At 68.4% G+C, this 14446-nt stretch carries 16 protein-coding genes and 1 tRNA gene; 8 read left to right on the top strand and 9 right to left on the bottom strand.

What is annotated here, in order from left to right:
• The first annotated feature begins 5 nt into the window (after window positions 1-5).
• Window positions 6-1043, top strand: coding sequence for an NAD-dependent epimerase/dehydratase family protein (locus ACTRWB_RS25790; RefSeq protein ID WP_446903527.1), 1038 nt, complete (start codon window positions 6-8; stop codon window positions 1041-1043).
• Here ACTRWB_RS25790 and ACTRWB_RS25785 read toward each other — a convergent pair.
• Together ACTRWB_RS25785 and ACTRWB_RS25780 are read right to left on the bottom strand one after the other, a co-directional pair.
• Complete coding sequence (locus ACTRWB_RS25785) at window positions 1026-1214, bottom strand: hypothetical protein (RefSeq protein WP_446903526.1); 189 nt, start codon at window positions 1212-1214, stop codon at window positions 1026-1028. The genes ACTRWB_RS25790 and ACTRWB_RS25785 overlap by 18 nt on opposite strands.
• A gap of 105 nt (window positions 1215-1319) precedes the next feature.
• Window positions 1320-2036, bottom strand: a complete 717-nt coding sequence (locus ACTRWB_RS25780) for a pseudouridine synthase (RefSeq protein WP_446903525.1) — start codon at window positions 2034-2036, stop codon at window positions 1320-1322.
• Window positions 2037-2147: 111 nt separating this feature from the next.
• Between ACTRWB_RS25780 and copC the strand changes: the two genes are divergently transcribed.
• The 4 genes from copC (at window position 2148) to ACTRWB_RS25760 (ending at window position 5153) form a co-directional block, all read left to right on the top strand.
• Window positions 2148-2522: a copper homeostasis periplasmic binding protein CopC gene (gene copC, locus ACTRWB_RS25775; protein ID WP_446903524.1), complete on the top strand. Its 375-nt coding sequence runs from the start codon at window positions 2148-2150 to the stop codon at window positions 2520-2522.
• 65 nt (window positions 2523-2587) lie between these two features.
• The gene (locus tag ACTRWB_RS25770; protein WP_129512771.1) at window positions 2588-3088 is read left to right on the top strand and encodes a DinB family protein; all 501 of its coding nucleotides are present in this window, start codon (window positions 2588-2590) and stop codon (window positions 3086-3088) included.
• A gap of 180 nt (window positions 3089-3268) precedes the next feature.
• Complete coding sequence (locus tag ACTRWB_RS25765; protein WP_446903523.1) at window positions 3269-4042, top strand: SDR family oxidoreductase; 774 nt, start codon at window positions 3269-3271, stop codon at window positions 4040-4042.
• Window positions 4043-4217: 175 nt separating this feature from the next.
• A complete protein-coding gene (locus tag ACTRWB_RS25760; protein WP_412023179.1) occupies window positions 4218-5153 on the top strand; it encodes a LysR family transcriptional regulator in 936 nt (311 codons plus the stop codon).
• Window positions 5154-5193: 40 nt separating this feature from the next.
• On the opposite strand, the gene ACTRWB_RS25755 is transcribed toward ACTRWB_RS25760, so the two are convergent.
• Window positions 5194-6090 carry a LysR substrate-binding domain-containing protein gene (locus ACTRWB_RS25755; RefSeq protein WP_193098880.1) on the bottom strand — a complete coding sequence of 299 codons (897 nt, stop codon included), beginning with the start codon at window positions 6088-6090 and terminating at the stop codon, window positions 5194-5196.
• Window positions 6091-6195: 105 nt separating this feature from the next.
• Between ACTRWB_RS25755 and ACTRWB_RS25750 the strand changes: the two genes are divergently transcribed.
• Window positions 6196-7086 carry an alpha/beta fold hydrolase gene (locus tag ACTRWB_RS25750; RefSeq protein WP_446903522.1) on the top strand — a complete coding sequence of 297 codons (891 nt, stop codon included), beginning with the start codon at window positions 6196-6198 and terminating at the stop codon, window positions 7084-7086.
• Between the two features lie 36 nt (window positions 7087-7122).
• Here ACTRWB_RS25750 and ACTRWB_RS25745 read toward each other — a convergent pair whose 3' ends face one another.
• Both ACTRWB_RS25745 and ACTRWB_RS25740 read right to left on the bottom strand, forming a co-directional pair.
• Complete coding sequence (locus ACTRWB_RS25745) at window positions 7123-8022, bottom strand: SDR family oxidoreductase (protein WP_446903521.1); 900 nt, start codon at window positions 8020-8022, stop codon at window positions 7123-7125.
• A 58-nt stretch (window positions 8023-8080) separates the two neighbouring features.
• A complete protein-coding gene (locus ACTRWB_RS25740) occupies window positions 8081-8818 on the bottom strand; it encodes an SDR family oxidoreductase (protein ID WP_446903520.1) in 738 nt (245 codons plus the stop codon).
• Between the two features lie 117 nt (window positions 8819-8935).
• Between ACTRWB_RS25740 and ACTRWB_RS25735 the strand changes: the two genes are divergently transcribed.
• Window positions 8936-9838: a LysR family transcriptional regulator gene (locus tag ACTRWB_RS25735; protein ID WP_446903519.1), complete on the top strand. Its 903-nt coding sequence runs from the start codon at window positions 8936-8938 to the stop codon at window positions 9836-9838.
• Window positions 9839-9874: 36 nt separating this feature from the next.
• On the opposite strand, the gene ACTRWB_RS25730 is transcribed toward ACTRWB_RS25735, so the two are convergent.
• From ACTRWB_RS25730 to ACTRWB_RS25715, 4 genes are all read right to left on the bottom strand, one after another.
• Window positions 9875-10042, bottom strand: coding sequence for a hypothetical protein (locus ACTRWB_RS25730; protein WP_446903518.1), 168 nt, complete (start codon window positions 10040-10042; stop codon window positions 9875-9877).
• Between the two features lie 144 nt (window positions 10043-10186).
• A tRNA-Leu gene (locus ACTRWB_RS25725) sits at window positions 10187-10271 on the bottom strand.
• Between the two features lie 96 nt (window positions 10272-10367).
• Entirely contained in the window at window positions 10368-11525 is a 1158-nt protein-coding gene (locus ACTRWB_RS25720) for an ABC transporter substrate-binding protein (RefSeq protein ID WP_446903517.1), read from the bottom strand.
• A gap of 65 nt (window positions 11526-11590) precedes the next feature.
• A complete protein-coding gene (locus tag ACTRWB_RS25715) occupies window positions 11591-12532 on the bottom strand; it encodes a CysB family HTH-type transcriptional regulator (RefSeq protein WP_034178788.1) in 942 nt (313 codons plus the stop codon).
• 215 nt (window positions 12533-12747) lie between these two features.
• Here ACTRWB_RS25715 and ACTRWB_RS25710 point away from each other — a divergent pair, with 215 nt between their 5' ends.
• On the top strand, window positions 12748-14427 hold the full coding sequence (locus ACTRWB_RS25710) for a nitrite/sulfite reductase (RefSeq protein WP_419684929.1): 1680 nt from the start codon (window positions 12748-12750) through the stop codon (window positions 14425-14427).
• Window positions 14428-14446 lie beyond the last annotated feature (19 nt).

Here is a 14446-nt window from a genome sequence, read left to right as displayed (position 1 = left end):
CCAACATGATCGCGACACGAATCCTGCGCCGGCCGCGCGCACTGATCGTCGGCTGCGGCGACGTCGGCATGCGCTGCGTCGCGCAATGGCGCGACACGCGCCGCAACCTGCGGATCTTCGCGCTGACGAGCCACCCGGCCCGCCGCGACGAACTGCGCGCCGCGGGCGCGACGCCGATCGTCGGCGATCTCGACCGCCCGGCGACGCTCGGCCGTCTCGCGGGCCTTGCCAGCACGATCCTGCATCTCGCGCCGCCGCAGTCCGATGGCCGCGACGACCGGCGCACGCGTGCGCTGATTGCCGCAACGACCCTGCCTGCTCGACGGCCAGCGGTACCGCCGGCACCGGCGGTCGGCCGGCTCCGAACGCTGCGCGCCGCTACCCGACAGGCCGGCGCGCCCGTTCGGGCAGCGCGTATTGTACCCGACGGCCTTCGCGCGCCGAGGCTCGTCTACGCCAGCACGACGGGCGTATACGGCGACTGCGGCGGCGCGCGCATCGACGAAACGCACCCGCTGCGCCCTGCGAATCCGCGCGCGTTCCGGCGCGTGTCGGCCGAGCGGCAACTGCGTGCGGCGACCACGCGCGGCGTGCTGTCCGCACGCATCGTGCGCATTCCCGGCATCTATGCGGCGAACCGTCTGCCGGTCGCGCGGCTCGAGCGCGGCACGCCGGCGCTCGACGTGGCCGACGACGTCTACACGAACCACATCCACGCGGACGATCTCGCGGCGATCCTGCGCCGCGCGGCCGAGCGCGGCAGGCCGGCGCGCGCCGTGCATGCGTCGGACGACAGCGAACTGCGGATGGGGGAGTATTTCGACCGGGTCGCGCAGGCGCTCGGCCTGCCGAAGCCGCCGCGCGTCAGCCGCGCGGACGCCGAACGCCAGCTCGAACCGACGCTGCTGTCATTCATGCGCGAGTCGCGGCGCTTGTCCAACGCACGGCTCAAGGCCGAATTGTGCGTGACGTTGCGATATCCGACCGTAGACGATTTCCTTCAAACGCTCGCGCCGGGCAGCGCGTCAGGTCAGCGCCGGTAACGCCTCGATCAGCAGGAAGCACAGCAGCGCGCCGATCAGCGCGCCAATCAGGTTCGGATGATATTTGTGCTTCATGTGCATCGCGGCCAGCAGGCCGCCGATCACGATGACACCGACGATCGCGAACGCGATCGTCACGTATGACAGTTCGAAAGTATGGTTGATGTTCATGATGTCTCCCCTGCATCGCTGCTCGTACAGCTTGTGATTCGAGTATAGCGGGGGATCGTGCGGCGGAGATGCGGCCGGACTCCGAACGGTCGTGCGGATTTTCCCTTACAGGGTTTTGACGGGATTGCGCAGCGCTGAAAGGTCAGTGTCATCGAGCCAGCGCCATGCGCCCGGTTCGAGGTCGTCCGGCAGCGCGAAGCCGCCGATGCTTTCGCGGTGCAGCAGCTCGACGCGGTTGCTCGCCGCCGCAACCATGCGTTTCACTTGGTGATATTTGCCCTCGAGGACGGTCAGCGCGAGCGCGTGGGTGTCGCGTGCGTCGGCGGCGACCGCCGCGATCGGCTTCGGCTCGCCGTGGAGCTGCACGCCGGTGCGCAGCGCGTGCAGCTGCGCGTCGTCGAGCGGGTGGCGTACGGTCGCCACGTAGGTCTTCGGCACCTTGCGTTTCGGCGACGTATACGCGTGCACGAACTGGCCGTCGTCGGACAGCAGCAGCAGGCCCGTCGTGTCCTGGTCGAGACGCCCGACGCACTGCACGCCGCGCGCGACGAGCGGCGCGGGCAGCAGGCTGAACACGCTTGAGTGGTGCTGCGGATCGCGCGAACACTCGTAACCGGCCGGCTTGTTGAGCGCGAGATACGCGTGCGTGTGGAACGGCCATGCCGTATCGTCGACCGAGAACACGAGGCCGTCGGTATCGAATGGGGCGTCGGGGTCGGTCGCGCTGGCGCCCGCGACGGCGACGCGGCCCGCTTCGATCAGGCCGCGGCACTGGCGGCGCGAGCCGAAGCCCTGGGTGTAGAGAATGCTTTCGAGATCCATAGCGCGCGCATTCTATCAAGCCGCGCGCGACCGGCATGAACGCGCCTGCGCTGGTAAGCTGCCGGAACGCCGCGCGGGGTGCGGCGCCCCTTCATTCTTCACGGAAAGTCCATGCCTTTCGATTTGTTCCCGTTCGGCCGCAAGGCTGCCGCCGTCGTCCTTGCCGCGACCGTTTCGTCGGCCGCGTTCGCGCACGCGCATCTTGCGAAGAGCGATCCGGCGGCGGGCGCGGCGGTGGCTGCCGCACCGGCCGCCGTCACGATCGACTTCACCGAGCCGCTGGAGCCGGCGTTCAGCTCGATCGTCGTCGTCGACGGCGACGGCAAGACGGTGTCGGACGGCAAGACACGCATCGACGCGTCGAACCGCAAGCGGATGACGGTGCCGCTCACGGCGGTCGGCACGGGCGCCTATACGGTGAAATGGGTGGCCGTCGCCACCGACGGACACCGCACGCAGGGCGCGTATGGCTTCAGCGTGAAGTAACGCAACGGCGGCGGCAGGCCCGTGCCAGGACTGTCGTCGCCCTTATCCGACAGGGAGTTTCCCGCATGAATCCGACGACGCTCGACGCACTCGCCGATTTTCCCCGTCTGCTCGAAGCCCATTTCGCCGCCGTGCCCGACGGTTACGCGCGATGGACGCCCGACGACTGGGCCGGGATTCCGAGCGAGCACTTCTCGCCGCTCGGGCAGCTCTGCCACGTGCGCGACATCGAGATCGACGGTTATCACGTGCGGCTGCGGCGGATGCTCGATGAGGATCGGCCGCTGCTCGTGTCGATCGATGGCGACGCGCTCGCGATCGAGCGCCGCTACAACGACGCGTATGCATCCGACGTGCTCGCGGCGATCCGCGAAGCGCGACGCGAAACGCTGGACCTCCTGTCGCGCCTCACGCCCGAACAGTTCGCGCGCACCGGCGAGTTCGACGGCTACGGATCGTTGACCGTACGCGGGCTCGTCCATTACCTGTGCAGCCACGACCAGCAGCATCTGGCCGGCATGCAGTGGCTGCTCGGCAAGATCGATGCGGCGCTGTACGCGCGCTGAACCGCGCCGGCGGCCACACCATCCGAAGCGAATTCCGGTGCCGTTGTCGGTGCGGCAACCCACATTGCGCCGTTTCGATTGGATCGTTTTTCTGGACAATCCATCCAGCCGCGACCGGCTGACCGGCGCGTCGCGCGTGCCTACACTCTTAGCTTCGTTCAACGAAAAAAGGAGTCAACCGTGGCAACTCACACGCTCGCAGACAAGGTCGTCCTGATCGCAGGCGGCGCAAAGAATCTTGGCGGCCTGATCGCGCGGGACCTGGCGAGCCACGGCGCGAAGGCGGTGGCGATTCACTACAACAGCGCGGCGTCGCAGGTGCAGGCCGAGGAGACGGCCGCCGCGGTGCGTGCGGCCGGCGCCGACGCCGCGACGTTCCAGGCCGACCTGACGACGGCCGCCGCGGTCGAGAAGCTGTTCGACGACGCGAAGCAGCGCTTCGGCAAGATCGACGTCGCGATCAACACGGTCGGCAAGGTGCTGAAGAAACCGTTCACCGAGATCAGCGAGGCCGAATACGACGAGATGTTCGCGGTCAACAGCAAGTCGGCGTTCTTCTTCATCAAGGAAGCGGGGCGGCACCTCGAGGATCACGGCAAGCTCGTCACGCTCGTGACGTCGCTGCTCGGCGCGTTCACGCCGTTCTATGCGGCGTATGAAGGGTCGAAGGCGCCGGTCGAGCATTTCACGCGCGCGGCGTCGAAGGAATACGGAGCACGCGGGATTTCGGTGACGGCTGTCGGGCCGGGCCCGATGGACACGCCGTTCTTCTATCCGGCCGAAGGCGCCGATGCGGTCGCGTATCACAAGACGGCGGCCGCGCTGTCGCCGTTCAGCAAGACGGGCCTGACCGACATCGAGGACGTCGTGCCGTTCATCCGCCATCTCGTGACCGACGGCTGGTGGATCACCGGCCAGACGATCCTGATCAACGGCGGTTATACGACCAAGTAAGCGCCCACGCAGGCGGCCGTCGCGGGCGCGTGGCGCACCGCAATGGCTCGTTTGCGTGGACAATGGACGGGCGCGCAGCCGTGAGGCCGCGCGCCCGTTTTCTCTGTGCCGCCGGTGCCCGCCGCGATGCGCGACGGGCGCCGGCGCCGGTCGTCCGAACCCATGTTCCCCGCCGATGGACAAGCTGGATCAGGTCAGAATCTTCCTGCAGGTTGCCGAGATGGGCAGCTTCATCAAGGCCGCACATGCGCTCGACGTGCCGCGCGCGACCGTGTCGGCGGCTGTCCAGCAGCTCGAGACGGGGCTCGGCACGCGCCTCCTGCACCGCACGACGCGCCAGGTGCAGCTGACCGCCGACGGCGCGCTGCTGCTCGAACGCGGCCGGCGCCTGCTCGCGGAGGCCGACGAGCTCGACCGCCTGTTCCGCCGCCGCGACCGCGACGTGATCGGGCGGTTGAACGTCGACGTGCCGAGCCGGATCGCGCGCCGCGTGATCGCGCCCGCGCTGCCGTCGCTGTTTCGCCGCCACCCGAAGCTGCAACTGTCGCTCGGCTCGACGGACCGCTCGATCGACCTGGTCCAGGAGGGCGTCGACTGCGCGATCCGCGTCGGGCGGCTGGCGGACAGCAGCCTCGTCGTGCGGCCGCTCGGGCAGTTCACGCTGATCAACTGCGCGAGCCCCGACTACCTGCGCGAATACGGCGTGCCCGAGCATCCGGAGGCGCTCGCGCATGGGCACTGGGCGATCGGCTATGCGTCGCCGACGACGGGGCGCGAACTCGGGTGGGAATACTGTGCGGACGGCGGGCAGCACACGCTGACGCTGCCGAGCCGCGTGATCGTCAACAACGCCGAAACCTATATCGCCGGCTGCATCGCCGGAATGGGGCTGATCCAGATTCCGCGCTTCGACGTCGCGCATCTGCTGGACAGCGGCGCGCTCGTCGACGTGATGCCCGGCTACCGCGCCGCGCCGATGGACGTGTCGGCCGTGTATCCGCACCGGCGCCACCGGTCGCGCCGGCTCAATGCATTCATCGAATGGTTCGGGGAGCTGATGGCAGACGCGTTGGCGGGGGCCGGAGCAGGGGCGGGCGCGGAGGGCGACTGACCGGGCCGGCCGGTCTGCGTGATGCGTCGCCGTGCTTGTTTCAGTCGGGCAGCGCCGCGAATTGCCGGCCGCGCCCCGTTTCCCGCACTGCATCGATCAACGCTGCGCCGGCGCCGTCCGGTTTCGCCGCGAACGCGTAGAAGCGCGCGGCCGGCAGCGCGGGCAGCCCGTCCTGCGATCCGCACACACGCAGCCCGTCGCGCAGCTGGCTGCGCGCCAGCGCGGTGACCGCGAAGCCCGCGAGCGCGGCCGACACACAGCCTGCCATGCTGCTGCTCTCGAACAGCACGCGGAACGGCCGCAGCGCAGCGGCGAGCGCCGCGACGGCGGCCTCCCGATAGACGCAAGGTTCCGGAAACAGCGCGAGCGGCACCTCGCCGCCGGCGTCGAGCGGGCGATCCGCGGCGAACGCCCACACGAGCGGTTCTTCCCACAGCAGTTCGCCCGGCGCGTCGACCTGCCGGCACTGCTTGCCGAATACGACATCGAGCCGGCCGAGCGTCTGCTCGCGCAGCAGCGCGGCGGTGATCCCGACCTTCAGCTCGATCGCCGTACGCGGGTAGCGGTCACGGAACGTGCGCAGCACCTGCGGCAGCCAAGCCCCGGCGAAATCCTCCGATGCGCCGACGCGCAGCCGCCCGTGCGCCGGCGCGCCGCGCAGCCTCGCGCGCACTTCGCGCTCCATGTCGACGATGTTGCGCGCGTACACGTACAGCGTGTCGCCGGCCGGCGTGAGCGCGATACGGCGCGTCGTGCGCGCGAGCAGCACGGTGCCGGCCGCCTGTTCGAGGCGTTTGATGTGGCCGCTGACGGCGGACGGCGTCAGCGCGAGGCGCTCCGCGGCCGGCGCGAACCCGCGGCTGTCGACGACTTCGAGGAAGGTGCGCAGCAGCGCGATGTCGAGCGAGGTCGACGCGGGATCGGTCAGCGGTTCCATCGGTCAATTCAACGCAATATTTGAAGAATGAATCATGATACTCCGTGAATCGTGATGAAAGGCCGACCTACCATCGTGCAACAGGTTGACCCCACGGAGAGCACGATGCCTACCTATGCGCATGCGACGACCGCGTCGCTCGATATCGCCTATCTCGAATGGAACCCGCGCGGCACACGCGTGGCCGTGCTGCTGCACGGCTGGCCGGACAGCCCGGTCGGCTGGGAGCGCGTGGCCGCGGCGCTTGCCGAACGCGGCTACCGCGTGCTCGCGCCCGCGCTGCGCGGCTTTGCGCCGACGCGCTTTCGCGACGCATCGACGCCTCGCAGCGGCCAGCTCGCGGCGCTCGGGCGCGACCTGCTCGAATTCGTCGAGGTGCTCGGCGTCGAGCGGCCCGTGCTGGTCGGGCACGACTGGGGCGCCCGCGCGGTTGCGAACGCCTGTGGGCTGCGCGAGGGTGTCGCATCGCATCTCGTGATGCTGTCGGTCGGGTACGGTACCAACGATCCCGGTCAACCGCTGTCGCTGCAGCAGGCGCGCAACTACTGGTATCACTGGTTCATGGCCACGCCGCGCGGCGAACAGGCGCTGCGCGACGATCGCCGCGCGTTCGCCCGCCTGATGTGGGACACGTGGTCGCCGCCCGGCTGGTATCGCGACAGCGATTTCGATGCGGCTGCCGCCGCGTTCGACGGGCCCGACTGGATCGACGTCGTGCTGCATTCGTACCGGCATCGCTGGGGTTTCGCGCCGGGTGCGCCGGCCTATGCCGACGACGACGCACGGCTGAATCCGTCGCCCGTGCTGTCGGTGCCGACGCTCGTGCTGCACGGCGGCGCGGATGCCGTCAACCACCCGGACAGCTCGGCCGGGCGCGAACGGTACTTTGCGGGGCGCTACGCGCGGCAGGTGCTGGACGGCGTCGGGCATTTTCCGCAGTACGAGGCGTCGGCGGCGGTCGCGGACGCGATCCTCGGGTTCTGCGAGCGCGGCTGACGCGCTCGCCGGCGGGCCCGGCGTGCGGCGGGCGGCTCAACCGCCGACGCGGGGCGCGAGCAGGTCGTCGAGGCCGATGTTCCGGAACATCTCTCGGCGGATCCGGTCGCCGACGCGGAACACCTCCTCCGCGCCGTCCTGCGACGGATCGACGAACACGCGGTACGGGCGCTTGCCGGGCGGCGCGGCGACGAGATCGGCAATCGCTGTCGCGACCGTGCCGGCGTCGGCGTCGGCGGGTTCGAGCGCGGCGAGGCCTTGCAGCGCTTGATCGGCGACGCCCGCGTACGGCCCGCTGTCGTAGGCCGCCTGCACGGCGGCATCGGCCGGCTTGCCCGCATGCACGAAGTGGTTCGTGCCCCGGGTGAATGCGCCCGGCACGACGATCGACGTTTCGATGCCCCAGCGGGCGAGTTCGGCCGCATAGGACACCGCGAGCGAATCCATCGCGGCCTTCGCGGCGAAGTAGGGTGCGAGGAACGGCGGGGTGCCGCCGCGCGCCGACGAGGACGATACCCAGACGAGCAGGCCGCGGCCCTGGCGGCGCAGGTGCGGCAGCGCCGCGCGGTTCACGCGCTGGGTCGACACGACGTTGATGTCGTACAGCTGCGCCAGTTGTTCGGGCGTGAACGCTTCGGCCGGGCCGAACACCATGTGGCCGGCGTTGTGGACGATGGTGTCGACGCGGCCGTTGTCCGCGATCACGCGGTCGATCGCGGCATCGACGGACGCGTCGTCGCCGACGTCGAGCTCGACGGTGCGCAGGTCGACGCCGTGTTCCTGCGCATAGGCCGCGATCGCGGCGGCGCGCGGCGCGTTGCGGCCGGCGCTTTCGCGCATCGACGCGTAGACCGTGTGGCCGGCGCGGGCGAGTGCTTGGGCCGTCAGCAGGCCGAAGCCGCTGGACGCGCCCGTGACGAGAATGACTTCCTTCACGATCGATCTCCGGTAACAGGGGGACGGGCCGCGGCTGGCGGCCCCTTCGCGCGGTCCGTCAGCACATGCCGCCGTTGGCGCGCAGGATCTGGCCGTTGACCCACGCGCCGTCGGGGCCGGCGAGGAAGGCGACGACGCCGGCGATGTCCGCGGGCTGGCCGAGCCGCTCCAGCGGATTCATGTTCGCCATCCGGTCGACGAGTTCCGGGCTCTTGCCGTGCAGGAACAGTTCGGTCGCGACCGGCCCCGGTGCGACGGCATTCACGCTGATGCCGCGGCCGCGCATCTCCTGGGCGAGGACCTGCGTCAGGCCCTCGACGGCCGCCTTGGTCGCGATGTACACGCCGTAGGTCGGCAGGCGCATGCCGATCACGCTCGACGACAGGTTGACGATGCGGCCGCCGTCGCGCAGGCGCTTCGCCGCCTCGCGGCTGACGTTGAACGTGCCCTTCAGGTTGATTGCGACGGTCTGGTCGAAGGACGCGTCGTCGACGTCCGCGATCGCGGCGAGCTTCATGACGCCCGCACTGTTGACGACCACGTCGACGCGACCGAACGCGCGCTCGGCCGCGTCGAACAGCGCGGCGGTCGCCGCCGTGTCGGCGACGTCCGCCTGCACCGCGATGGCTTCGCCGCCGGCGGCGACGATCGCGTCGACCACTTCCTGAGCGGGGCCGGCGCTGCCGGCATAGTTGACGACGACCCTGAAACCGTCCCGCGCGAGACGGCGGGCGATTTCCGCGCCGATACCGCGCGACGACCCGGTGACGAGGGCGACCTGTTCCGATGTGCTCATGTCCTGCTCCTTGATTCGTGAGTGCCGTGCGAGCCGGCGACAGGACTAATGTAGGCGCCCTCGATCGATAAAAATAATGAATAATGATCAGATCAAGAATGACTGAAAGTATGTCTTATGGCATTCGACAGCAGACTCCTGAGCGGTATCGGCGTGCTCTCGGCGGTGATCGAGGCCGGCACCTTCGCGCGCGCGGGCGAGGCGATGGGGTTGACGCAGCCGGCCGTGAGCCGCGCCGTCGCGCGGCTGGAAGAGCGCGTCGGCATCCGGATCTTCAACCGGACGGCGCGCGCGATCACGTTGACCGATGAAGGGCGGCGCTTTTACGAGGCGGTCGCGCCGCTGCTGGCCGGCATCGAGGAGGCGGCGGTCGACGCCGGCCGTTCCAGCGCGCGCGTCAGGGGGCGGCTGCGGGTCAACGTGGACGGCACTTTCGGCCACGCCGTGCTGGCCCCGCGGATGGCGGAATTTCTCGACCGCTTCCCGGAACTGTCCGTCGAAATCAGCGTGCGCGACCGGATGGGCGATCTCGTCGCCGACGGCTTCGACGTGGCGGTGCGCTTCGGCATTCCGGAGCCGTCGTCATACCGTGCGCGTCTGCTGCTCGAGACGCGCGTGCTCACCTGCGCGTCGGCGGCCTATGTCGCGCGTCACGGCGAACCGCGGCATCCGCAGGATCTCGCGGACGGGCACCGTTGCGTGCTGATCCGCGATCCGGTCACGGGGCGGCCGTTCGAATGGGTGTTCCAGCGCGGCAACGAGGTGGTGCCGTTCGAGGCCGGCGGCCGGCTGATGGTCAACGACACGGGCGCGCTGCTCGGCGCGTGCCTCGGCGGCGCGGGCGTCGCGCAGCTGCTGGAACTCTACGCGCGGGACATCCTCGCCGACGGGCGGCTGGTGCAGTTGCTGCCGGAATGGGCGGACGAGACGTTCCCGCTCTATGCGTATCACCACGCGTCGAACCTCGTGTCCGCGAAGGTGCGGGTGTTTCTCGACTTCGTCCGCGAACTGATGGCCTAAGTCCGCACCGCGAAAGGCGGCCGGGTGGCCGTCGGGTCATTCGGTGCGATGGGGAACGTTGTCCGGGAACGGATAGGGCGCATGCGGCCCCGGCCAGTCGGGCACCGGCGGCGCACTCAGTACGTCGCATCCGCCCAGCATCAGCAACAGAACCGCGGCAAGCACGCCGCGGCAGATCGGGCGTGAAATCGCGCGCATGGACATGGGCGGCCTCCGTGCTCGGCATCCCTGATGCTTGGACCGGCTGGCGGGACACGTGTTGCGGCGGGCGCGGCGAAAAACAAAAAACCCGCGAAGCGATGAGCTTGCGCGGGTTTCGAGCGGGCAGCGCATGACGCTGCGAAATACTGGTGCCCAGGGCCGGAATCGAACCGGCACGCCTTGCGGCGGGGGATTTTGAGTCCCCTGCGTCTACCAATTTCACCACCTGGGCTTGTTCGTGACCGCGCAGGTGTTCGTGCGCGGCGAAACGCGGATTATGGCTGAAATCCCGGCACCGGGCAAGCCACCCGCTTGCCGGGCTTGCCGGTCACTGGCTCAGGTAGACGAACCGGCCCTGTTTCACGATCCCCATCACGCTTGCGCGTTGGTCGAGCCCCACATGATCCTTGTCGCTCGTGTTGACGACGCCGTTCGGCACGACGAGTTCGTGCGCGCGTTCGAGCTCGCGCCGCAGCGCTGCGCGGAACGCGGGCGTGCCGGGCTGTGCGGTCTTCAGCGCGCGGCCGACCGCGTCGGCGAGGCGCGGGTAGACGCCCGCCGCATCACCCGCGAACTGCGTGACCGTGCCGGCCCCGTACTTCGCCTCGTACGCGTCGACGAACGCGAGCGCGGCCTTGCGGGCCGGATGATCGGCAGGCAGCGTGCGCGCGACGACGACTGGCTGGGTCGGGAACAGCGTCCCGTCGACGTCCTTGCCGCCCAGCTTGATGAATTCCGGCGTCGCGATCCCGTGCGTCTGGTAGATCGGGCCCTTGTAGCCGCGTTCGATCAGCGTGCGTTGCGGCAGCACGGCCGGCGTGCCCGAGCCCGCGATCAGGATCGCGTCGGGTTTGGCCGCGATCAGCTTCAGCGCCTGGCCCGTGACGCTCGCGTCGGTACGGTTGAAACGCTCGGTCGCGACGACGCGGATCTTGCGCAGGTCCGCGAAGCGCGTGAACTCGTTCAGCCAGCTGTCGCCGTAGCTGTCCGCGAAGCCGATGAAGCCGACCGTCTTCACGCCGCGATTCGACATGGTGCGCGTCATCACGTCGGCCATCGCGCTGTCGCTCTGCGCCATCTTGAACGCCCAGGTCCGCGCGCCTTCCTGCGGCTCGACGATCGCGCCGGAGCCGACCAGCGTGATCATCGGCGTCTGCCCGGCGGCCACCGCGTCGAGCGCCGCGAGCGCGGCCGGCGTGATGTTCGGCCCGACCACGACGTCGACGTGATCCTCGTCGACCAGCTTGCGGATGTTGCGCACGGCCGTGCCCGGGTCGGACGCATCGTCGAGCACCGTTACCTGCACGGGCTGCCCCGCGATCGTCTTCGGCCACATCAGGATCGCGTTCTTGCTCGTGATGCCGATCACGGCGGCCGGGCCGGTCGACGACAGGTCGACGCCGACCTTCAGGTCGGCATGCGCGGCCGCGCAGGCGAGCACGAGGGCGGTGCCGGCGGCGCGGCGCAGCAGGGCGGGAAGCGTCATGCGGGAACCTCCGTCAGGCAGCAAAAAGGGGCGCGATATGCGCCCCCGGTGTTTATACACGTCGCTTACAGCTCGTACGATTCGGATTCGCCCTTGAGCGCCTGCTCGATCAGCTTGCGGTTCAGCGTCGGCGACAGCAATTCGACGAGCGTATACACATAGCTGCGCAGGTAGGCGCCCTGCTTGAGCGCGACGCGCGTTACGTTGCTGCCGAACAGGTGGCCGACCGGGATCAGCCGCAGGTTGCGGTCGCGCTCGGGGTTGAACGCGATGTCGGCCATGATCCCGACGCCGAGGCCAAGCTCGACATAGGTCTTGATCACGTCGGCGTCGATCGCCTCGAGAACGATGTCCGGCGACAGCCCGCGCAGCGCGAACGCCTGGTTGATCTTCTTGCGGCCCGCGAACGCGTCGTCGTACGTGATCAGCGGGTACTGCGCGAGATCGTCGAGCGACGGCGGCTTGCGTTCGAGCAGCGGATGATCGGCCGGTACGACGGCCGCGTGATGCCACTGGAAGCAGGGCAGCGACACGAGCTCCTTGTAGTCGGAAATCGCCTCGGTCGCGATCGCGAGATCGGCCTGGTCGTGGATCACCATCTCGGCCACCTGCGTCGGGCTGCCCTGCAGGATCGACAGGTGCACCTTCGGGAAGCGCTTCTTGAATTCGGCGATCGCGGCCGGCAGCGAGTAGCGGGCCTGCGTGTGGGTGGCCGCGATGGTCAGGTTGCCCTGGTCCTGCGCGGCATAATCCTTCCCGACCCTTTTAAGGCTTTCAACCTCCTGCAGGATCCGCTCGACCGACGCGAGGATGATCCTGCCCGGCTCGGTGAGCGAGCGCACGCGCTTGCCGTGCCGCGTGAAGATCTCCACGCCCAGCTCGTCCTCGAGCTCGATGATCGCCTTCGAAACCCCCGGTTGCGACGTGTAGAGCGCCTTGGCGGCCTCGGTGAGGTTGAAATTCTGCCGGACGGCCTCGCGCACGAAGCGAAATTGGTGCAGGTTCATTTATAACCCTTCCGCATATCAACAGAATTTTTTAGTCGTTTGAAATATAAGGCGAGTTTATTACGATTCACCGGAGTTTTTCAAATATGGATATCTGTTTTCGTCATTAGCAATCCACCCGACAGCGGATGGGGGCGGTGACGGCAGAACGGAGATTCGGGCGCGACGTGGCTAGGACGTCGCGCGGTCACCACGAAAACCCCTGGGGTCCCCGAATGTATCAGTACGACCAATACGACCAGACGATCGTCGACGAGCGTGTCGCGCAGTACCGCGATCAGGTGCGCCGCCGCCTGTCGGGCGAGCTGAGCGAAGACGAGTTCCGTCCGCTGCGTCTGCAGAACGGCCTGTACATGCAGCGCCACGCGTACATGCACCGCATCGCGATTCCGTACGGCAACCTGCGCAGCGACCAGCTCCGGATGCTGGCGCGCATCGCCCGCGAACACGACCGCGGCTACGGCCACTTCTCGACCCGCTCGAACATCCAGTTCAACTGGATCGAACTCGAAGACACGCCGGAGATCCTCGCGAAGCTCGCGTCGGTGCAGATGCACGGCATCCAGACCTCGGGCAACTGCATCCGCAACATCACGGCCGACCAGTTCGCCGGCGTTGCGCAGGACGAGGAGATCGATCCGCGTCCGTGGTCGGAAATCCTGCGCCAGTGGTCGACGTTCCATCCCGAATTCGCATGGCTGCCGCGCAAGTTCAAGATCGCGGTGTCGGGCTCGAAGGACGACCGCGCGGCCGTGCAGATCCACGACCTCGGCGTGTACCTGAAGAAGAACGCGCAGGGCGAAGTGGTCGCGAGCATCCTCGCGGGCGGCGGCCTCGGCCGTACGCCGATCGTCGGCGCGGTGATCAAGGAAGACCTGCCGTGGCAGCACCTGCTCACCTACTGCGAAGCCGTGCTGCGCGTGTACAACCGCTTCGGCCGCCGCGACAACCTGTATAAGGCGCGCATCAAGATCCTCGTGAAGGCGCTGTCGCCCGCGAAGTTCGCGCAGCAGGTCGAGGAAGAGTGGCAGCACCTGAAGGACGGCCCGTCGACGCTCACGCAGGCGGAAGTCGACCGCGTGTCGCAGTATTTCAAGCCGCCCGTCTACGAGAAGCTGGCCGACACCGACGCATCGTTCGAACAGCACCTGCTCGAGAGCAAGGCGTTCGCGCGCTGGGTCGAGCGCAACGTCGCGCCGCACAAGGTGCCCGGCTATGCAGCCGTCACGCTGTCGCTGAAGGATCACCGCGTGGCGCCGGGCGACGCGACCGACCAGCAGATGGAGCTGGTCGCCGACTGGGCCGACGCTTATTCGTTCGGCGAACTGCGCGTGTCGCACGAGCAGAACCTGATTCTCGCGAACGTGAAGAAGCGCGACCTGTTCGCGGTGTGGGAAAAGGCGAAGGCGGCCAGTTTCGCGACGCCGAACATCGGCCTGCTGACCGACATCATCGCGTGCCCGGGCGGCGATTTCTGCTCGCTCGCGAACGCGAAGTCGATCCCGATCGCGCTGGCGATCCAGCAGCGTTTCGACGATCTCGACTATGTGTACGACCTCGGCGACCTGTCGCTGAATATTTCCGGTTGCATGAACTCGTGCGGTCACCATCACGTCGGCAACATCGGCATCCTCGGCGTCGACAAGGACGGCGCCGAGTGGTACCAGGTGTCGCTCGGCGGCGAGCAGGGCACGGGCCGCAACGGCGCGCGCCTCGGCCGCGTGATCGGGCCGTCGTTCTCGGCGGAAGAAGTGCCGGACGTGATCGCGAAGCTGATCGACACGTTCGTCGATGCGCGCATCGACGGCGAGCGCTTCGTCGACACGTACGACCGCATCGGCATCGCACCGTTCAAGGAGCGCGTGTATGCGGCGCGCCAGGCAGTGAACGCCTAACCAACCGGGTAGAAGGAAT

This window comes from Burkholderia sp. YIM B11467 (genome assembly GCF_052952715.1).
The sequence above is the reverse complement of the archived record's forward strand: the minus strand, read 5'-3'. Positions and strand labels throughout refer to the sequence as shown.